Source organism: Synechococcus sp. BS56D, from assembly GCF_004332405.1.
In the GTDB taxonomy this organism is placed as follows: Bacteria; Cyanobacteriota; Cyanobacteriia; order PCC-6307; family Cyanobiaceae; genus Synechococcus_C.
The window spans coordinates 229,369-248,789 of record NZ_PHQU01000003.1; the positions used below are offsets into that span (position 1 = coordinate 229,369).

General features: G+C 61.6%; 21 protein-coding genes and 1 tRNA gene. 9 read left to right on the forward strand and 13 right to left on the reverse strand.

The window, feature by feature from the left end:
• Positions 1-22 precede the first annotated feature (22 nt).
• Positions 23-970, forward strand: a complete 948-nt coding sequence (locus tag CWE17_RS06030; protein WP_131455455.1) for a DMT family transporter — start codon at positions 23-25, stop codon at positions 968-970.
• Here CWE17_RS06030 and CWE17_RS06035 read toward each other — a convergent pair.
• Positions 943-1,404 (reverse strand): hypothetical protein, encoded by a 462-nt coding sequence (locus CWE17_RS06035; RefSeq protein ID WP_131455598.1) that lies wholly within the window; start codon positions 1,402-1,404, stop codon positions 943-945. The genes CWE17_RS06030 and CWE17_RS06035 overlap by 28 nt on opposite strands.
• Before the next feature lie 22 nt (positions 1,405-1,426).
• Between CWE17_RS06035 and ruvA the strand changes: the two genes are divergently transcribed.
• The 3 genes from ruvA to CWE17_RS06050 all read left to right on the forward strand — a co-directional run bounded on the left by ruvA (position 1,427) and on the right by CWE17_RS06050 (position 2,838).
• On the forward strand, positions 1,427-2,077 hold the full coding sequence (ruvA, locus tag CWE17_RS06040) for a Holliday junction branch migration protein RuvA (protein ID WP_131455456.1): 651 nt from the start codon (positions 1,427-1,429) through the stop codon (positions 2,075-2,077).
• Positions 2,078-2,150: 73 nt separating this feature from the next.
• Positions 2,151-2,420: a 30S ribosomal protein S15 gene (rpsO, locus tag CWE17_RS06045; RefSeq protein ID WP_131455457.1), complete on the forward strand. Its 270-nt coding sequence runs from the start codon at positions 2,151-2,153 to the stop codon at positions 2,418-2,420.
• Between the two features lie 31 nt (positions 2,421-2,451).
• The gene (locus tag CWE17_RS06050; protein WP_131455458.1) at positions 2,452-2,838 is read left to right on the forward strand and encodes a PAM68 family protein; all 387 of its coding nucleotides are present in this window, start codon (positions 2,452-2,454) and stop codon (positions 2,836-2,838) included.
• Between the two features lie 20 nt (positions 2,839-2,858).
• Here CWE17_RS06050 and CWE17_RS06055 read toward each other — a convergent pair whose 3' ends face one another.
• The 9 genes from CWE17_RS06055 to CWE17_RS06095 all read right to left on the reverse strand — a co-directional run bounded on the left by CWE17_RS06055 (position 2,859) and on the right by CWE17_RS06095 (position 13,455).
• A complete protein-coding gene (locus tag CWE17_RS06055; RefSeq protein WP_131455459.1) occupies positions 2,859-6,380 on the reverse strand; it encodes a DNA polymerase III subunit alpha in 3,522 nt (1,173 codons plus the stop codon).
• Positions 6,381-6,469: 89 nt separating this feature from the next.
• Complete coding sequence (gene gatA / locus CWE17_RS06060; RefSeq protein WP_131455460.1) at positions 6,470-7,933, reverse strand: Asp-tRNA(Asn)/Glu-tRNA(Gln) amidotransferase subunit GatA; 1,464 nt, start codon at positions 7,931-7,933, stop codon at positions 6,470-6,472.
• A gap of 31 nt (positions 7,934-7,964) precedes the next feature.
• Positions 7,965-8,213: a DUF1816 domain-containing protein gene (locus CWE17_RS06065; protein ID WP_131455461.1), complete on the reverse strand. Its 249-nt coding sequence runs from the start codon at positions 8,211-8,213 to the stop codon at positions 7,965-7,967.
• A gap of 88 nt (positions 8,214-8,301) precedes the next feature.
• The gene (gene rlmB / locus CWE17_RS06070; RefSeq protein ID WP_240789272.1) at positions 8,302-9,933 is read right to left on the reverse strand and encodes a 23S rRNA (guanosine(2251)-2'-O)-methyltransferase RlmB; all 1,632 of its coding nucleotides are present in this window, start codon (positions 9,931-9,933) and stop codon (positions 8,302-8,304) included.
• A 15-nt stretch (positions 9,934-9,948) separates the two neighbouring features.
• Positions 9,949-10,359, reverse strand: coding sequence for a ribonuclease III domain-containing protein (locus tag CWE17_RS06075; RefSeq protein ID WP_131455462.1), 411 nt, complete (start codon positions 10,357-10,359; stop codon positions 9,949-9,951).
• Positions 10,356-10,703, reverse strand: a complete 348-nt coding sequence (locus CWE17_RS06080; protein ID WP_131455463.1) for an STAS domain-containing protein — start codon at positions 10,701-10,703, stop codon at positions 10,356-10,358. The genes CWE17_RS06075 and CWE17_RS06080 overlap by 4 nt, the downstream gene beginning before the upstream one ends.
• An 80-nt stretch (positions 10,704-10,783) precedes the next feature.
• Positions 10,784-11,926, reverse strand: coding sequence for a glutamine-hydrolyzing carbamoyl-phosphate synthase small subunit (gene carA / locus CWE17_RS06085; RefSeq protein ID WP_131455464.1), 1,143 nt, complete (start codon positions 11,924-11,926; stop codon positions 10,784-10,786).
• 34 nt (positions 11,927-11,960) lie between these two features.
• Complete coding sequence (gene trpD / locus CWE17_RS06090; RefSeq protein ID WP_131455465.1) at positions 11,961-13,007, reverse strand: anthranilate phosphoribosyltransferase; 1,047 nt, start codon at positions 13,005-13,007, stop codon at positions 11,961-11,963.
• A gap of 121 nt (positions 13,008-13,128) precedes the next feature.
• Complete coding sequence (locus CWE17_RS06095; RefSeq protein WP_131455466.1) at positions 13,129-13,455, reverse strand: DUF3288 family protein; 327 nt, start codon at positions 13,453-13,455, stop codon at positions 13,129-13,131.
• Between the two features lie 121 nt (positions 13,456-13,576).
• Here CWE17_RS06095 and CWE17_RS06100 point away from each other — a divergent pair, with 121 nt between their 5' ends.
• From CWE17_RS06100 to CWE17_RS06120, 5 genes are all read left to right on the forward strand, one after another.
• Positions 13,577-15,328, forward strand: a complete 1,752-nt coding sequence (locus CWE17_RS06100) for an ABC transporter ATP-binding protein (protein WP_131455467.1) — start codon at positions 13,577-13,579, stop codon at positions 15,326-15,328.
• 47 nt (positions 15,329-15,375) lie between these two features.
• Positions 15,376-15,627 (forward strand): hypothetical protein, encoded by a 252-nt coding sequence (locus CWE17_RS06105; RefSeq protein ID WP_131455468.1) that lies wholly within the window; start codon positions 15,376-15,378, stop codon positions 15,625-15,627.
• Between the two features lie 25 nt (positions 15,628-15,652).
• Entirely contained in the window at positions 15,653-16,372 is a 720-nt protein-coding gene (msrA, locus tag CWE17_RS06110; RefSeq protein ID WP_131455469.1) for a peptide-methionine (S)-S-oxide reductase MsrA, read from the forward strand.
• 231 nt (positions 16,373-16,603) lie between these two features.
• The gene (locus tag CWE17_RS06115) at positions 16,604-16,951 is read left to right on the forward strand and encodes a hypothetical protein (protein ID WP_131455470.1); all 348 of its coding nucleotides are present in this window, start codon (positions 16,604-16,606) and stop codon (positions 16,949-16,951) included.
• A 14-nt stretch (positions 16,952-16,965) separates the two neighbouring features.
• A tRNA-Pro gene (locus CWE17_RS06120) sits at positions 16,966-17,039 on the forward strand.
• Between the two features lie 72 nt (positions 17,040-17,111).
• Here CWE17_RS06120 and CWE17_RS06125 read toward each other — a convergent pair.
• The 3 genes from CWE17_RS06125 to CWE17_RS06135 all read right to left on the reverse strand — a co-directional run bounded on the left by CWE17_RS06125 (position 17,112) and on the right by CWE17_RS06135 (position 19,352).
• Positions 17,112-17,747 (reverse strand): Crp/Fnr family transcriptional regulator, encoded by a 636-nt coding sequence (locus tag CWE17_RS06125; protein WP_131455471.1) that lies wholly within the window; start codon positions 17,745-17,747, stop codon positions 17,112-17,114.
• Between the two features lie 180 nt (positions 17,748-17,927).
• A complete protein-coding gene (gene pstS / locus CWE17_RS06130) occupies positions 17,928-18,908 on the reverse strand; it encodes a phosphate ABC transporter substrate-binding protein PstS (RefSeq protein ID WP_131455472.1) in 981 nt (326 codons plus the stop codon).
• 114 nt (positions 18,909-19,022) lie between these two features.
• Complete coding sequence (locus CWE17_RS06135) at positions 19,023-19,352, reverse strand: hypothetical protein (protein ID WP_240789273.1); 330 nt, start codon at positions 19,350-19,352, stop codon at positions 19,023-19,025.
• Positions 19,353-19,421: the final 69 nt, after the last annotated feature.

Here is a 19,421-nt window from a genome sequence, read left to right on the forward strand (position 1 = left end):
GAGCGGTGATCGCCGGCAATCCATGGGAGCCCTGCTCAACGCGATCCGAGCGCGTCAGTCAGCGACGCAATGGAGAGCCTGCGGACTCCTGATCGCCTGCTCGCTGGCTTTCAGCCTGATGACCGTTTGCGTCAAGCATCTCGGGGGCCAACTGCCCGTCGCGGAAATCGTGCTCGTGCGCTCCTTCATCAGCATCGCCATCACGCTGAGCATGCTGCGCCAGGCGCAGGTCTCGCCCTGGGGCCAACGGCGGGGACTCCTCCTGCTGCGCGGTGCGCTCGGCACCACGGCTCTGCTGTTCTTCTTCGAAGCCCTCGCTCGCCTACCCCTGGCGGCGGCGACCCTGATCCAATACACCTATCCCACGCTCACAGCTCTGTCCGCCTGGCTGATGTTGGGAGAACCCTTGCGTAAGCGAATCAGCATCGCCGTGCTGCTGGGCTGGCTAGGGGTGACCCTGGTGGTACAGCCCCAATGGATCGCCAACGCTGGAGCTGACCTGACGGCAGTGCAAAACCTGTCGATGGTGGCCGTGCTGATCGGCCTCGGTGGGGCTTTGCTCACGGCGCTGGCTTACGTGAGCGTGCGTCAGCTCTCCAGGAGCGAACACCCCCTTGTGATCGTCTTCTACTTTCCGCTTGTCTCCGTGCCCGCCACCCTTCCCTTTCTGTGGCATTCGGCAGTGTGGCCCTCCGCGACCCAGTGGCTCTGGCTGGTCGGCGTTGGTCTATTCACCCAACTGGGCCAGGTCTGGCTTACGGAGGGCCTGGCCGCACTGCCGGCGGCACGCGCCACCTCCATCAACTACGTCCAGGTGGTCTTTGCCACGATCTGGGGGGTGCTGTTCTTCGCAGAGCCGGTCACCAGCATGGTGGTACTCGGTGCCACCTGCGTCCTTGGGGCGACCCTGATCAGCTTGAGCGCCCGCCAACCTCCCCCTGATCAGGTGGGGTCGATCGGCAGCGGATAAGTGACCCACTCCTGGGAGCTTCCATCACTGGAGCCCACGGGTTGAGCCAGTCGCCAGCTCTCACCGCGTTCCCCCCGCTCCAGAAACAGCTCAAACGGGCTGTCGACCCTGACCCGATCGCCCGGGAGCTGCCAGTCAAAGCGTCCGGTGAGATGAAGGCCGCGGTGGTCACCAAGGCGGATCGAGTCCTGATCCTCGACGCGCACCCGACTCACCTCCGGATCCCCGGCTGCGTCTAAATCGAGTGAGCGCGCAATCGCCGACTGCGTCAGGGTGATCTGAAGCCCAAGCGCGCGAAGAAGCACGGCACGGGGTGGCTGTGAACTGGCAGTGCAGGCTGAGAGCGTCAGGGCCAGAACGGCGCTGAACACCAACGCAAACCACCGCCTGAAAGCGAAGACCCCCTGGGGGAACGGCGTCGGGTCGGGCAGCATGGGCGCAGAGAGGAACGTCCCCATGATCGGCTGGCTGCAAGGGGAGCGCATCGACAGCTGGGAACAGGGCAGCCGCAAGGGGCTTCTGATCAACTGCTCAGGGGTCGGCTACGAAGTGCAGCTGGCTGAACGGCATCTGCACCGACTGAGCGATGGCAGCCACTGCACCCTCTGGATTCACCAGGTGCAAAAAGACGACGGTTGCAGCCTGTTCGGCTTTCCCGAGCGGCACGAACGGGACCTCTTCCGGATTCTGATCGCCGTCAACGGAGTGGGACCTCAGATGGGACTTTCGCTGCTGGAGTGCTGCAATCCGGAGGAACTGGTCAACGCGATTCTTGAGGGAGACCTACGGCGTCTCAGCCAGGCCCAAGGGGTAGGCAAACGGACGGCTGAACGGTTGGCGGTGGAACTGCGCGAGCGGCTAGCGAGCTGGAGTCAGCGCAGTGAAGCGCCCCTCTCCCTGGTGGACCGTAGCGACGTGAAGGCCCTACCAATCCAGGCGGAAGCCCTGCAGGAGCTTGAGGTCACCCTGATGGCGCTGGGCTACGAAGACCTGGAGATCCGCCGGGCCCTCAGGGCGGTGGCAGCGGAAGAGTCAAAACCAGAGGCCTCGGATGGGGATGCCTGGCTGAGGGAAAGCCTGCGGCGTCTCAGCCTTGAAGCCGGCTGAGGCGCGACTGACCTTGCAGGGGCCCATGAGGAGGTAAATTGGTTGTTTGCACTGTCAGGGCCAGACGCCGCGCATGTCGCTCGATACCACCGAAAAGCAGCAACTGATCAACACCCATCAGACTCACGCCACCGACACCGGATCGGCTGAGGTCCAGGTGGCGATGCTGAGCGAGCGCATCTCCAAGCTCAGCAGCCACCTCCAGCAGAACATCCACGACTTCTCCTCTCGCCAGGGCCTACTCAAGATGATCGGCCGCCGGAAGCGCCTGCTCAGCTACGTGCGTGGCAAGAGCGAGGAGCGCTACAGCAGCCTGATCGCCAAACTGGGCATCCGCGGCTGAAGAGCTGCGGTCCGCCCAAGCTCTTGACGTCATGGCCGACCCCCGAAATCCTCTGCCCTTCGAGCCTCGCAAGGGAGGACCATCGGGAGGTCGGCCTAAGGCAGCAGAAGCCATTCCGAAGCATGTCGCCAACCGGATGGCACGGCGGGTCGTGATCGCCACGGGTATTCCCTCTGTGATGGGAATGGCTGTCTTTGTGGTCAGCTACCTGCTGGTCAGTCGCGGAATCATGGACATTCCCCCCGGACTCACCTTGGTGAGCTCTGGGGCTTTTTTCTTGCTGGGTCTTGGCGGACTCAGCTACGGCGTGCTCTCCGCCAGCTGGGAACCCACCCCTGGCACTCTGTTGGGCTTTGAAAATCTTCGGCCGAACCTCCAACGGATGCGAGCGTCGATCAAGGCCCAGAAGCAGGGATGAGTCAGCGCTAGGCCGGGAACTCAGCGCAGCAGCGGTTCACTGCATCGGGCCGCAAACGATTGCTGTTCCAGAGCAGTGGCGGCCAGCTGAGCATCCCGAACGCAGAACTGGGACCCCAGGCGCACATAGCGCACATCAGCCCCCTGACGCACTGCTGCCACCACAGGCACCCTCACCCCCAGTTCGTCCTGCTGGGGGCGATGCACCTGGAGGCATTCGCGCAGTTTGTGCTGAATCGCCACATCACTGGCCTGCTCGGGGTTGAGCTCCACCAGCAACAACCGCAGATCATCAATCGCCCTGCAGTCGTCAACAATCAGCTGCACGCGCTCGTCGCGACGGTCGACAGAGGCCCAAACGAGCAGCCGTGCCTCGGCAAGCAGATGATCGGAGAGACGCGCATAGCTCTTAGGGAAGACCACCGCCTCACAGCTACCGGTGAGATCCTCCAGCTGGAGAACCGCCATCCGATCTCCCTTGCGCGTCGTCACCTGACGGAGCTCGCTGATCATCGCGATTGCACTGACTTTGGCCTTATCGGCCTGCTCCTGAAGGCTGCCCAAACCGATTGGGGCGAGCAGCCGTGCTGGAGGAGTCAGCTGCTTCAGGGGATGATCAGAGAGATAGAAGCCCACGAGTTCCTTCTCAAGCCGAAGCTTCTCGGAGGGGTGGTAGTCAGGCACCGGTGACGCCTTGGGAGCCAGGCTGAGATCAGCTCCGCCCTGGCCGTCATCATCAGAGGAGGCCGCCATTAGATCAAACAGATTCCCCTGACCGCGTTCCCGATCCTTGGCTCGGGATGAGGCCCAATCAAGCAGCAGATCAAGGTCGGCCATCAGCTGGGCACGATTCGCCTGCGGCTCAAGGGCATCCATCGCTCCGCAGTGAATCAACGATTCCAAGCTGCGGCGATTCAGCACTGACGAGGGCAGGCGATCACAGAGATCGGCAAGCGACTGGAACGGTCCATCAGCCTCACGGCTGGCGATGAGCTGGCGGATGGCGCCATCGCCCAAATTACGCACAGCGGAAAGGCCAAACAGGATGCGCTCACCTGTAGGGGTGAAGTCTGTGCCAGAGGCATTCACATCCGGCGGCATCACCTCAATGCCCATGGCATTGCAATTGGAGATGTAGCGCTGCACCTTGTCGCTGGCACCAGCATTAACGGTGAGCAGCGCCGCCATGTAAGCGACCGGATAGTGCGCCTTGAGATAAGCGGTCTGATATGTCACCGCGCCATAGGCGGTGGAATGACTTTTGTTGAAGCAATATTCGGCGAAGAGAACCATCTGGTCAAAGAGCTCATCGGCGACTTTTTCGTCAACCCCACGCTCACTGGCACCCTTCACGAAAATGCCACGATGCTTTTGCATTTCCGACACTTTTTTCTTACCCATCGCCCGTCGCAGCAGATCAGCTTCCCCCAGGGAATAGCCGGCCAGATCCTGCGCAATTCGCATGATCTGCTCCTGATACACCATGATCCCGTAGGTTTCTTGAAGAATCGGCTCCAGAGACTGATGGGCAAAGTCGATCGCTTCGCGACCGTGCTTACGATTGATGAATTTTGGAATCAGACCTGCGTCCAAAGGCCCTGGACGATAAAGCGCGAGAATGGATGAAATATCTTCTAACGATGATGGCTTGAGATCACGGACGATCTGGCGCATGCCAGTGGATTCAAGCTGAAAAATACCTTCCAGATCTCCCCGTGCCAACAAAGCAAAAGTCGCATCATCCTGCGGCGGTAATTGATCGGGATCAATTCGTTGCCCCAGGCTGGACTCCACCAGCTCGAGGGTCTTATCAATCATGGTGAGATTCTTGAGGCCAAGGAAATCCATCTTCAGGAGCCCCATCGACTCCACATCCTCCATGAAATATTGGGTGATCACCTGGCCATCGTTGTTGCGCTGCAACGGCACAAGCTCATCCAGGGGATCAGCGGCAATCACTACACCGGCAGCGTGCACCCCGAAGGTTTTGTTCGTACCCTCGATCCGCATGGCCATATCAACCCAGCGCTTCACGACTGGGTCACTTTCATATTTCTGGCGGAATTCAGGATTGGGAGATTCGTCGCCAATCATTGCGGCTAGCTTTGCTGGCTTACCACGCACCACAGGGATTAATTTCGCCAGCCGATCAGCATCGCCATAGGGAATATCCAGCACGCGCGCCACATCCTTCAGGACGGCCTTTGATGTCATCCGGTTGAACGTAATGATCTGAGCCACCTTGTCGTCGCCATAGCGCTGGGTGACGTAATCAATCACCTCACTACGACGCTCGATGCAGAAATCCGTATCGATATCAGGCATCGACTTACGTTCCGGATTGAGGAATCGCTCAAACAGCAAGCCATTACTCACCGGGTCGATATTGGTGATCCCTAGGGCATAGGCCACGAGGGACCCTGCCGCAGAACCACGGCCCGGGCCAACAGGAATGCCCTGTTCTCGAGCAAAGCGGATGTAATCCCAGACCACCAAGAAGTAGGTGGGGAACCCCATCTGCTCCATGATCCCAAGCTCATAGGTGAGCCTCTCGCCATAGAGAGGATCAATGGCAGCGGAATCATCGAGACCAAGACGATGCCGGAGCCCCTGCTCAGACACCTGCTGGAGATAACTCACAGGGGTATGCCCATCCGGTATCGGGAAGCGGGGCATCTGATAACGGCCGAGGATGTCATAGTCCTCAACCTTTTCGGCCACCCGTGCTGTGGTGGCAATCGCCTCCTGCACGACATCGGGCTCGAGGTGATCAGCGAACAGGCGCCCCATCTCCTCCTCGCTACGGATGTACTCGGTGCCGGTGTATCGCAATCGCTTCTCGTCGCTGATCAGCTTGCCTGTGAGCACACAGAGAAGCGCGTCATGGGCCTCCACATCGTTGCGGGTGAGGTAGTGAGCATCGTTGGTGGCGATCAGGCCGATGCCCAATTCGCGAGCGATCCGCACAATCTCCACATTGACGATCCGATCCTCGAGCGATCCATGGTCTTGAATCTCGAGGTAAAAGTCTTCGCCGAAGACCTCTTGGTACCAGCGAGCTACATCCCGCGCCACCTCAGGACGACCCCGCAGAATCGCCTGGGGAATCTCCCCGCCGAGACAGGCCGTGGCCACGATCAGGCCTTCGCTGTGCTCCTTCAGCAACTGCTTATCGATGCAGGCACGCGAAAAGATTCCTTTGCCCCGCTTCCCCCGTAGATGGCTGATGCTGGTGAGCTTGACCAGATTGCGATAACCAGTGGCGTTCTTGGCAAGCACCACCAGGTGATAACGACGCTCCTTCTTCTGCTGCGGATCTTCAATCGAGCCGTTGATCACATACATCTCGTTGCCGATGATCGGCTTGATCCCAGCGGCCTTGCATAACTTCAGGAGCTCGATCGCCCCATACATCACACCGTGATCAGTGAGTGCAAGCGCAGGCATCCCAAGCTCCTTGACCCGCTCCACCATCTGGGGAAGCTGGGAGGCGCCATCGAGAAGGCTGTAATCGCTGTGGTTATGGAGGGGGACGAATGCCATGTACCCAGCCTAGGCGGCTGCGCAAGATAGAGGGTGGACTCACCTCAGCAACCACCACCTGTGGGGTCAACGATCGACCTTGATGCTGATCAGGATGGGATCAGCACACCCTCGGGGCGTCGCTGCATGACAGCCGCCGACTGCTCGTACTGATGGGCCACCTGGAGCAGGCGCTGCTCCTGAAGCACGTTGCCGATCAACTGAACACCGATCGGCAGGCCGGCTGTGTCGAAACCGCAGGGAACGCTGATGGCCGGCAGACCCGCCAGGTTGGCCGGAATCGTGAGCAGATCAGCGAGATACATCGCCAGAGGATCATCCGCATGGGCTCCCTTCCGGAATGAGGTGGTCGGCGCCGTGGGGGTGAGGAGCACATCCACGGCGCGGTAAGCAGCGTCAAAGTCCTGACGGATCAAGGTGCGCACCTGCTGAGCCTTGCGGTAATAGGCATCGACGTAACCAGCGGAGAGCGCGTAGGTGCCGATGAGAATCCTGCGCTGAACTTCAGGCCCGAACCCTTCGGCCCTTGAGCGTGCCGTCATGCTGATCAGGCTGTCAGCAGCCTCTGCCCGGAAGCCGTATTTGACGCCGTCATAACGGGCGAGATTGGCGGAAGCCTCCGATGGGGCGATGACGTAATACGTGGCGATGCCGTCGTTGAATCGCGGGCAGCTCACATCAACCAATTCAGCCCCGAGGTTCTGAAGTTGGTCAGCGGCAGCGAGCACTGCAGCCTTCACCTGGGGGTCGAGACCCTCCTGTTCAAAACACTCCCGCACCAGGCCCACCCGCAATCCATCGATCGGATCGGACAGGGTGGCGCTGTAATCGGGCACAGGCACCTTCAGGCAGGTGGAGTCACGGGGATCCTCACCAGCCATGACCTGGAGCAGAGCTGCGGCATCAGCAACCGTGCTGGTAAAGGGACCCACCTGGTCTAAAGAGCTGGCGAAAGCCACCAAGCCATAACGACTGATGCGGCCATAGGTGGGCTTCAGACCGACCACACCACAGAAGGAAGCGGGCTGACGAATCGACCCGCCGGTATCCGAACCGAGGGCTGCCATGCATTCCCCGGCGGCGAGAGCCGCGGCGCTGCCACCCGAGCTACCGCCTGGAACATGATCGAGGTTCCAGGGATTGCCTGTGGGACCGAAGGCCGAAGTTTCCGTCGATCCGCCCATGGCGAATTCATCGAGATTGGTCTTCCCGAGCAGCACGGCACCAGCCTTCCAAAGGCGATCGGTGACAGTGGATTCGTAGGGCGGAACGAATTGTTCCAGCATCCTGCTGGCGCAGGTCGTGCGGACTCCGCGCGTGCAGAGGTTGTCCTTGATGGCCAGCGGCACACCAGCGAGCGGTGGGAGGGTCTCACCGGCCTGCCTAGCGGCATCAATGCGATCGGCATCTGCCCTGGCGCGATCGGCAGTCACCTCCAGGTAAGCGTGGAGGCTCGGATCAACGGCGGCGATGCGGGCCAGATGGTGGTCCGTGAGCTCACGGGCCGAAACCTCACCCCGTTCAAGTTGCTGACGCCACTCGGCGATCGCCATCGGCTTGAGCTGCTATTCAGCTGCGACGCTATCAGCCGTCGCTTGCCGGGATGGTGAAGGGCTCGCCACGGCGGCAGCGCAGGCAGCTGTGGTCGATCGAGACCGGCGCCTCAGATGCCACATCCTCAAGAAACGAGGGCAGTTCCCGCTCGAGGCTTCCACGCGTCACAAAAGGGCCGAACCAATAGGTCACATCGGGGCCATGGGTCTGAACCCTTGCCCACCAGGCCAGTCCAAGACCGTTGGCGAAGCTGCGCAGCGGCCGGATCAGGGGGCCCATGTGGAGGGAGGCATGTCTCCGACATTGTGCCCTGATTCCGGCTATTTGGCGGATCTCAATCGAGCGAAAACAGCAGATTGGATCCGAATCAGAGCTCGACGCTGCTCTGGAAATCGCTGTTGTCCGACTCCGGGTCGCCGTCCGTGGGGCGTTCGAGGTCGAGCTGCAACCCAGGCGCCTCCGTTGCGGCAGCCACCAAGGCAGGCTCTTCAGGTCGCTCTTCAGCTCCCTGTTCATCGAGCTGTTCGGGTTGGGCCTGCTCATGATTCAGGCGAGGCCTGGTGATCGGTGGGGAGGGTGCCTGGCCTCTCAGATCCTTCATCCACCCCCGTCGCGCCACCTCGTAGAGGCACATCGCTGTGGCCACGGAAGCATTCAGGCTTGGGGTCACCCCGCGAAGTGGAATCCGGATCAGTTGATCGCAATGACGGCGGGTCAACAGAGACAGTCCATCCCCTTCCGAACCGGTGACCACCACCAGAGGGCCATCCAGATCGGCCTCCGCCAACGTCACCCCGCCCTCCTCAGCCAGGCCGATCACCCGATAGCCGGCATCCTTCAGGGTTTCAAGGGAGCGGTTGAGGTTGACCACCCGCGCGACGGGCAGATGCTCCAGAGCACCAGCGGCAACCTTGGCCACGGATCCGGTCAAACCGGCGCTGCGGCGCTGCGGCAAGACAACGCCGTGGGCACCCAGAGCCTCAGCGGAGCGAACGATCGCGCCGAGGTTATGGGGGTCGGTGAGGCCATCGAGGGCGAGCAGTAAGGGTGCCTCGCCAAGGGTTGCGCAGCCCTCGATCAATGAAGGCAAATCAAACGTTTCCGCTGACGCGGTCTGTAGAGCGATGCCCTGATGCACGGCACCACCGGTGAGTTGGCCAAGGCGAGCCCAGGTGACCTCCTCCACGAGCACACCCGAGGCCTTGGCATCGCGCAGCAGCTGCAAGAAGCGGGGCGCACTCCTCAGCTCCGATGTGCACCAAATGCGATGGATCGGACGCCCAGCCTCCAGCACCGCTTGGGTGGCATGGCGTCCCCAGAGCAGATCGTCGGCAGGCGCCTCTGGGGCATGACTGCTGGCCTCCCCCTCGGGAAGAGGGGGCCGCTCATCCTTCAACCAGGCGCGCTGGGGAGCCCTGCGCTGATCAGGACGACTGCGCTCAGGCCGAGAGGAAAAGCGCTTCATCCCATCACGGCTGCCCCTGTTGGCGGCGAACCTGTCGGAGCCCCCCCTCCACGGGCGCTCGCGATCCTGATCAGGACGCGAGCGCTCGCTGACATCCCGACCGCCATCGAAGCGATCAACACTCTTGCGATCCCCATCCCGACGGCCAAAGGGCTGACGGTCAGCAGCAAAACGATTAGGGCGGTCAGACCGAAAGCGATCATCCCGGCGACGATCGCCGTAGGGACGAGCCCCCGTTGGACGGCTGCCCGTTGGACGGCTGCCTGGGAAACGGCCCGAGCTCGGCCGATCTTCCCCCTGACCGCCGCGGAAGGGACGGCGCCCTTGGAAGCCCCCCTCGCCTGAGGCTGAACCTTCGTCTCGTGAAAAACGATCATCCCTGGGAAAACGGCCTTCCCTGGGGAAACGGCCTTCTCTCGGGAAACGGCCTTCGCGGGAGGGGCGTGCTCCTCCCGAGGGGCGTCCCCCGGAGGAAGGGCGCCCGCCACCGGAGCGGCCACCCCCGGAGGAACGGCGATCAGATCGGAAGCTCATGGGCAGAAACTGGGGCTATGACGGGTCGTTTTCGGTCTCCTCGAGTCGATCCAAAAGCTCGGCAAGCCGCGCCGGATTCTGCAAAAAGAGCCAGCCCACCATTGTCTCAAATCCCGTGGCCCGCCCATAGACGGATGCCTCCCCCCGCCGGGGTCCCCGACCGGCCCGATTGCGTCCGCGACGCACCAGATCCAGCTCCTGCTCAGTGAGGTGTGACTCCAGGCGATCGAGAACAGCGGCCTGGGCAGCGGCCTTGACCTCCGAGACCACGGCACGATGCAGATCGTCAGAGCGGCCTGGGCTGCCGCAATGCCGCAGCCGCTGGTGGAGCTCCCAAACGGCATCTCCCAGCCAGGCGAGCTGAAGGGGACCAAGGGTCTCGACCGGGACGCTGCTGGCCTCCAGGTCTCGGATCCAGTTCCTCAAGCCGCCAGCTGACTCATGGCACTTTCCAGATCAGGCACGAGATGAAGAAACTCTTCGAGGCGAACCAGCTTCACGGTCTGCATCACCCTCGCGTTACCCACCACCAGGAAACTGCGCTTGGCGTCATTGCATTGCTTGGCGAGCTGAACCATCGCGCCGAGCCCAGAGGAATCGATGAAATCGATCTTGCTGAGATCGATCACCGCTGAGGACTTGTTGGCCTGAAGCACATCGCCCACATAGGCGAGGAACTGCTTCTCGGAGTAGGCATCCAGCTGACCAGTGAAGTGGAACACCAGACACTGATCCCTTTGCTCGAAGCCGCCGCGCAGAGAAACGGTCAATCGCTGCAGTTCAGTGATGGGACCAACCCCCCGAAGTGATGTGCCGAAGTGTAGGGAGAGTCACCGCAGTTCACCACGGTTCAACGCCGTTCCGCCATGAGTGCAACGAAACGGGCGAAGTGGTGATCGGCATCATGGGGGCCAGGACTAGCTTCTGGGTGGTACTGCACTCCAAAGACGGGCTGGTGACGATGGGCCATCGCCGCCACCGTTCGGTCGTTGAGATTGAGGTGAGTGACCACAATCTGCTCGCCGTCTAGGGAGGCTGCGTCTAGCGCGAAGCCATGGTTTTGGCTCGTGATCTCAACCTGGCCACTGGTGCCGCAGGGGTGGTTGAGCCCCCGATGGCCGTAAGCCAGCTTGAACGTGGAACCACCCAGCGCGAGACCAAGAATCTGATGTCCGAGACAGATCCCGAACAGAGGGAGGTTGGGCTGCTCAAGGAGCTGCCGGGCGAGGGCGATTCCACCGCTGACAGCGGCCGGGTCTCCAGGTCCATTGGAGAGAAACACCCCTTCAGGGTGATGGGCCATCACCGAGGCCAGATCGGTGGAGGCAGGCAGAACCGTCACATCACAGCCGTGGCCGACGAGGCGGTCGAGGATCGCCCGTTTGATTCCGAAGTCGATCGCCACCACCCGGTAACGGCGGTCTGGAGCTGACTGCAGCCGTTGGTCGAATCCCGCGGAACAGGGCGTGGTCCAGGTGTAAGGCTCGGAGGTGGAGACCTGGTCCGCCAAGTTCAGCCCCTCCATGGAAGGGGCCGCCTGCACGGCTTTCAGCAGATCCTGAGGCGTGCGGCCATCGGAGCTGATCACACCGTTCATGGCGCCGGTCTCGCGCAAATGACGGACCAAGGCCCTGGTGTCGATGCCCTCGATGCCCACCACACCGTGCTGATCCAACCAAGCGGGAAGGGTCTGGCGGGAACGCCAACTGCTGGGTAGCGGCGCAAGCTGACGGGCGATCAGTCCCCGGGCATGGGGAATCTCCGCCTCCTGATCATCAGGATTCACGCCCGTGTTGCCAAGCTCCGGGTAGGTGAACGTCACCAACTGCCCGGAATAGCTCGGATCCGTGAGGACCTCCTGGTAGCCGGTCATTCCCGTGTTGAAGACCACCTCCCCGATGACACTGCCGCGGGCGCCGCAGGCCACCCCCTCAAACACCGTGCCATCAGCCAAGACCAGTAGAGCCGACTCCCGGGAAGCAGCAGCAGTCATCAACAGAGGGACCCCATCAGCAACAGTCGTGCTCTCATTCTTCCTCGGCGTGGGTCAGGGACTGTCGCAGTCGCTCCAACCGAGCCCATGGCTGGCCCTGGGCCAGGGCAGTCAGAGCTCGCTGAGCCCCCAGTTTCAGGTCAGGCTCCACCCCGGCAACCCAGAGAACGAGTGCGGTGTTGAAGGCAACCACATGCCCCTGAGCCTCGCTGCCGCGGCCCTGCAGCAGATCGCGAAGAATCGTCTGATTGAGCTGAAGATCGCCGCCCTTGATGGCCGATAGAGGTGCTTCGCAAAGACCGAGATCCGCTGGGGCGATCTCTTCAGAGCGAATCACACCATTGTCCAGAATTCGCAGCGTGTTGGTTCCCGCGAGGGAGGCTTCATCGAGACCGCCCGCTCCATGCACCACCACAGCCCGCTGCTGGCCGAGACGCTGCAGGGCCTCCGCCATCGGATCGAGCAGATCAGGACGAGCCACGCCAAGCACCTGACCATTGGGCAGGAGCGGATTCACCAACGGGCCCAGAAGATTGAACACGGTGCGCACCCCCAGACTGCGGCGTAAGGGCGCCAGGTTGATCAGAGCTGGATGCCAGGCGGGAGCGAACAGAAACGTCACGCCTGCATCAGGCAAGGCATCCACCACTTGGCGGAGGGGCGCCTGAAGCTGCACTCCCAGCCCCTCGAGCACATCAGCAGATCCCACCTTTCCACTGGCACTGCGATTGCCATGTTTTGCCACCACGGCTCCACAGGCAGCGGCAGTGAAAGCCACCGCCGTGGAGATATTGAAGGTATCCGCCCCATCCCCCCCGGTACCGCAGGTATCCACCAAAAGCAGATCAGGACGCGCACATGGCAGGGGGCAGGCCCGACGCAACACATCGGCCATGGCCGCCAGACCGGGGCCATCAGCGCCACACGCGCGCAGTGCGGCCAGAAAGGCACCCGTCTGCACGGGAGTGAGCTCCTCGGCGAGCCAGGCCTGCATCAATGCCGCCGCATCCGATGCCTGCAGCGCATCCCCTTCCAACAATCGCTCCAGCAGTTGAGACCAGGGGGCAGATGCAGATGCCATGAGCAGACAGAAAAAAACCCGGGTGCTGAGCACGCCGGGCCGGGTGATGGGGACTTTTCCAATATCCCTTAAAAAGCGACTTCTGGCCAGAACGTCTGGTCAGGTTCTCGAAATCAGTCGATCAGTTGGCCTCGGACTGATCCGTATCAAAGCCAGATCCAACCGCCACCTCACGTTCTTGGCCGGGCCGGAAACCGGAGCTCCAGAGCTCACGGGCGCGGCTGTTCAGAGATTCTCTGTTCAGCCCCCAAAGCCCCATGGCCCTCGTGAGGTCATCGCGCAGGCCATCGGCCCCAGGGAACTCCTCGTAGCGGAGCAGCAAACGCGCCAGATCAACGATGTCCTGATCCGCTGGCTGCTCCCGGGAGAGAAGGCGATCCACCACGTCCCGATCGATCGCCTCGAGAGGATGGGTTTGTCCCCCGTTGGATGCATTGGATTCGGCCATGGCCTGAACTCCCGGAAGTGCCCTGGAGATGAAAAAGGTATGTGGTGAGGATGACGCAAGCGTGGAGTCAGCCCAGCCCCAGCACACCACTTCCTAAGTTGATTCCTGCACCGGCGAGTGAATGGCAGCCTTTCGTCTTGATCTGATCGGTCGCTACCTTCGCCCCCACCGCCGCACAGTGCTGCTGGGTGCCGTGGCTTTGGTGATCGTCAACGTCCTCAGCGTCACGATCCCTCTGGAAGTGCGCCGGATCATCGATGAGCTGCAGGACGGCTTCGCTGTGGGTGACGTGCTGCGTCAGGCCGGCTGGATTGTGCTGCTGGCCAGCGTGATGGGGGCGGTGCGTCTGATCTCGCGCCAGCTGGTGTTCGGGGTTGGCCGGCAGGTGGAAGTCGAACTGCGCCAAAAACTGTTTGATCAGATGCTGCTTCAGGAGCCGGGCTGGGTGCAGACCACCGGCAGCGGCGAGGTGATCAGCCGGGCCACCAGTGATGTTGAAAACGTGCGCCGGCTGCTTGGTTTTGCAGTCCTCAGCCTCACCAACACCGCCCTGGCCTATGCCTTCACCCTTCCGGCCATGCTGGCGATCGACCCCGGCCTCACGGTGGCGGCGATCGCCCTTTATCCCCTGATGCTGGGGTCAGTTCGCCTCTTCGGCGGACGGATGATGCGCCAACAACGCCGCCAGCAAGAAGAGCTCGCCGGCCTGAGCGATCTGATTCAGGAAGATCTCTCAGGAATCGCAGCCATCAAGATCTACGGCCAGGAGCCCCAGGAGCAGGCTGCTTTCCAGGAGCGCAACCGTCACTATCGCGATGCAGCGATTCGGCTTGCCCGCACCCGCAGCACCCTGTTCCCCCTGCTGGAGGGGATCTCTTCCATCTCTCTCCTGCTTCTGCTGGCACTCGGTAGCGGTCAGCTCGAGAAAGGAACGCTCTCAATCGGTGGTCTGGTGGCCCTGATTCTCTACGTGGAGCGGCTGGTGTTCCCCACGGCGCTCCTGGGTTTCACCCTCAACACCTTCCAGACCGGTCAGGTGAGCCTCGAGCGAGTGGAGGAACTACTGACGCGTCGACCGCGGATTCAAAACCCTGCTGATCCCCAGACACCAACCCAACCAGGCCAAGGCCGAATCGAGGCCCGCAATCTGCACATCCGCTACGACGGCAGTGAGCGCGACACGCTCTGCGGTCTCTCCTTTGTGATTGAACCCGGGGAGCTGGTCGCGGTCGTGGGTCCTGTTGGCTGCGGCAAAACCACGCTGGCACGAGCTCTGGGCCGGATGGTGGAGGTGGGCTCTGGTGAGTTGTATCTCGATCGCTGCGATGTCACGGCCATGCGCCTCGACGACCTACGCCGACGGATAGCCCTGGTGCCCCAGGAGGGATATCTGTTTACGAGCTCCCTGGCTGACAACTTGCGCTACGGCGAACCAGATGCCTCGATCGAAGCCGTCGAAGCTGCCGCAGAACAGGCGCGCTTGCTGGACGACGTGAAAGGTTTCCCCGACGGTTTCGAGACCCTGGTGGGCGAGCGGGGCATCACCCTGAGTGGTGGCCAGCGTCAGCGCACTGCGCTGGGACGCGCCCTCTTGATGACCGCGCCAGTGCTGGTGCTAGACGATGCCCTCGCCAGCGTTGACAACAACACCGCTGCAGCGATCCTGGCCTCAATCCGTCAGCAACGGCAGCGCACGATCCTGATGATCAGTCATCAGCTCTCCGCCGCCGCTGCCTGCGATCGGATCCTGGTCATCGAAGAGGGACGCCTGGTCCAGCAGGGCCACCACAGCGAGCTGGTGGAACGGGAGGGAACCTATCGACGGCTCTGGGAGAGGGAACAGGCTGCGGAACGTCTCGAAGCGGTGGCCTGAAGCGCGAACCGCGGCTTAGCTGGAGATGCTCCCCTGGCCTGCAGCCCATGACCACCGGCACCCCCTTTGCGGTGCGCTGCACCCTCACGTTTGGTGATATCTACCTCCAGGTGCTGGCCTGGATGGCCGTGATCTTCGTCAGCCTGGCGGCAGGCCTCGGACTGATGGGGGCTAGCCGTCCACTGTTTGCGCTCGTCGGCGTTGGCCTGATCCTGGTGTTGAGCCTGCCGTTCCTTCTGTTCGCCTTCGTGACAACCCTGCTCAACCACATTCAGCTGGACCCCCTGCAAGGTTCCTAGGGTTCAGCCAAGACGTTTCAGCCTGATGCTTCCCTCTTGGTTGACCGGTGCCTCCGCGAACGACGCGGCAGCTGCGCCTGAGCGCCATGCCGTGCTCGGCACCCCGCTGCACGCCCCCCTGATGGATGACCAGGAGGAAGCGATGTTCGGCTGCGGCTGCTTCTGGGGAGCGGAGAAAGGCTTCTGGCGCCTTCCTGGTGTGGTGACGACCAGTGTTGGTTACGCCGGTGGGCGCACTCCCTCCCCGACTTATCAGCAGGTTTGCAGCGGTCGCACGGGCCATGCCGAAATCGTCCGCGTGGTCTGGAGCACTCCAGCGATTGCATTCAGTGATCTGTTGAAGCTGTTCTGGGAGTGCCATGACCCGACCCAAGGGGACCGTCAGGGCAATGACCAGGGCAGCCAGTACCGATCAGCGATCTACACAACCACCCCAGAGCAGCTGCAGCTGGCTGAAACCAGTCGTGACGCGTACCAACAAGGGCTCATCAGCAGAGGCCTGGGACCGATCACCACCGAGATCAGTGCGAATCAGACCTATTTCCCAGCCGAGACATACCACCAGCAGTATCTGGCCAAACCCGGAAGCCGTCCGTACTGCTCCGCCATGCCGACAGGAGTCCCCCTGGAGGCGTTTCCAGGCGCGGACTACAAGCTGCCTGCCAACGTTTGGAGCCACTACGACTGGAGCATCAGTCACTGCGTCCTGCGCGGTGATAACGCTCCCATCACCCTTGAACGATGAAACCCTCGTGGCCTGACTGGGGTGTGTTGCTGGCGCTGGCCTGCACGCTGCTGCTGGTTTTTGCTCTCGTGTTCTCTCAGCGCCCACAGTCAGGCGGAAGCGAACCTCCGCTGCTCTGGCGAACCGCTCCAGATCAAAAGCCGGCAGGATCCCTTCAGATCTGACCACCCCAGTGCCCAGCACGGCCGAATCCTGGCAAGGTGATGGTCGGCAGTGCATCGATCGCTGATCGTGACGTCTCCCTCCGATCCCCATCAGCGACGTCAGCTCCACCCGTTGCCACGGGGATTGGTGGAGCTTTATGGGTTGATTGCCGTGCTCGTGGTGCTGATCCCGGAATGGCTGGCCGATGGCACCATCACCCTGGGGGGACGCCCTGGTGGCGCCCCGCTTCCCATGCGCTCCCGAGCGTGGCGCGCCGTGCCTGAGCTGCACCTGGCGTCGATGAATCTGGCGGAACTGCGTCAGCTGGCCAGAGATCTGCGTCTGCGGGGCTACAGCGGGGACGCCCGTCAGGCACTCACAAACCGACTCCTGAAGCGAATCCGACGACGCTCAGGGGCGGGCAATGCCTTGTGATAACTTGCATCTGCCGGGGCGTAGCGCAGCTTGGTAGCGCACCACTTTGGGGTAGTGGGGGTCGTGGGTTCAAATCCCGCCGCTCCGATTCTTCTTTGTTCCGTCACCCCATGAAAAAGCCCCTCATCGAGGGGCTTTTTTTGTCTCGTTCTTTGTGAGCTCAACGCTTGGGCAGGTGCGTGATCACCAAGTGACGCTGCTCATCGATCTTCAGCCATCCCTCATCGCGAAGCAGACCGATCACCCGTGTCACCGTCACGCGAGTGGTGCTGAGCGCACTGGCCATTTCCTGATGGGTGAGGCGCAGATTGAGGCGCAGCCCATCCTCACAGGCCTGTCCATAATCCTGGGCCAGCAGCTCCAGGAAGCCTCTGACCCGCTCCTCCACACGGCGAAGGCCAAGGAGGGAAAGAAGATATTCAGCCTGGCGATACCGCATGGATACGGCCTCGAGCATGGCCACCGCAAGCTGCGGTGATTGCTCCACCTCGGCCATGGTCAGACAAAGAAGATCACAGTCACTCAGGGTGACGGCTTCATAGGCCTCAACCGTGCTCAGGGGCTCACCAAAGGGTTCATTGGGGCCAGCCAGACCCAGCAGCAACTCATCGCCATGCACAGACACGGCACCGAGCTTCACCATGCCACGCACTACCAACCAAAGGTTGTTCTTGAGTAGTGGAACAACGCTGCCTGCACTGAGATGCACCAGGTTGCGTTTCTGATAATTCGCCTCCAAAAGATCGCGAAATCCTTCGCGACGAGGTGCACGATCGCGGGAGGGAACAGCAACCATTGGAATGCGTGTCTGGGATACACCCGACTGTATGGAGCGCGACAGACCTCTCAGGCAAAGACTCGGTAGGCGAAGCGTTAAGACTCACCTAAAAGTTTCCTAAAACACAATGCAACCAAAAAAAAAGGGGGCCATACGGCCCCCCCTTGAGTCGGCAATGAGCGGTCACTCAATGAGCGATCACTTACCGATCTTGTTCACAGCAGCGCGAGCCTTGCTGAGGATGCCGCCCTTGAGAGGAACGAAACCCAGATCATCGGCCTGAGCCTGAGCCTTGTCGCTCAGCATGAAGTTGAAGGTCTTCTTGATGGCATCGGTGTTTTTGCCGTTGCCAGTCTTGTAAGCCAGCACCCAGGTGAGGGTGGCGATGGGATAGGCACCCTTGGCGGTGGGGTTGGGGTTAGAACCGGCCAGATCAGCATCGAGGGTGATGCCGTTCAGGGCCTTGGCGCCGGAATTGAAGCTAGGCAGCACATACTCACCAGACTTGTTCTGGAGGGCGGCAGCCTTGACGTTGCCCTTGATGTAGGACTGGTTCACGTAGCCGATGGCGCCGACTTTGCTCTGGATCACGCCGGCAACGCCGGAGTTGCCCTTAGCACCGACAGCATTGGCGCCAGGCCACTTGACGGACTTACCAGCACCCAGGGTCCACTCGGGGGAGAAGGCAGCCAGGGAAGCGGTGAAGGCCTTGGTGGTACCGGAACCATCAGAACGGTGCACCCAGGTGATGTTGCCGGGGGCGCAGCCAAGCTCTTGCCACTTGGTGATTTTGCCCATGGCGATCTTGACAGCCTGAGCCTGAGTCAGCTTCAGGTTGCAGCCGGGCTTGTTGTAACCGAAGGCGATGGTGCCGCCCACCATGGGGATCTGCACAACACCACGCTTCACCTTGGCCATGTCCTTCTTCTTCATCGGGTCATCAGACGCACCGAAGTTGACGGTCTGATCGATGAAAGCCTTACGGCCGGAACCGGAACCAACGGCCTGGTAGTTGACCTGAGGGCCGCCGGATTTGGCGAGCTCAGCGAACCAGCGCTGGTAAATCTTGGCGGGGAAAGAAGCACCGGCACCGTTGAGACGATCGGCGGCGGAAGCAGACACACCGGCTCCGAGAGCGAGCACGGAGGAGAAAAGAAGAGCCTTCTTAGCGAAGCTCATGGCAAGCCATAGGGAAATCGGCGTCCTAGGAGTAGCCAAGAAACAGCGATTCAGTCGTTAGCGCAAGGTTAAGAATCCGAGCAGAAGTCTCTACAGGGCTGATTTTTGTCTGTTTTAGTGAGCAGAGCCGGGGCGATCGGTTCGCTTCGCTACCGAATCGTGATCCTGCAACCGAGTGGCGACGGCATAACGTCGCAACCAGCGATTGACCCGCTGGCGCTGCGCCGGTGGCACCTCCTCAAGCAACTGAGAGAGTTCCAATGCACCAAGCCGTTTCAGCTCGCGCACATCCACGTGCCAAAGGGCTTCTGCCTCCCGAATGAGACGAGCCCAGGTGCGCACCTGCTGCCAGTGGCGCAAACGCAGCCTTAATGGATCCCAGGAGGCTGCCTGGGAACGAAGCAGCCGTCGCCGATAGCGATCCTTGCGGGGGAATGCAGCCATGACTCCAGGCTGATGCCGGTGCCTGCAAGCGAGGCAAACCGTCCGGGTCCTTTCGGACTGCTGAAGCAA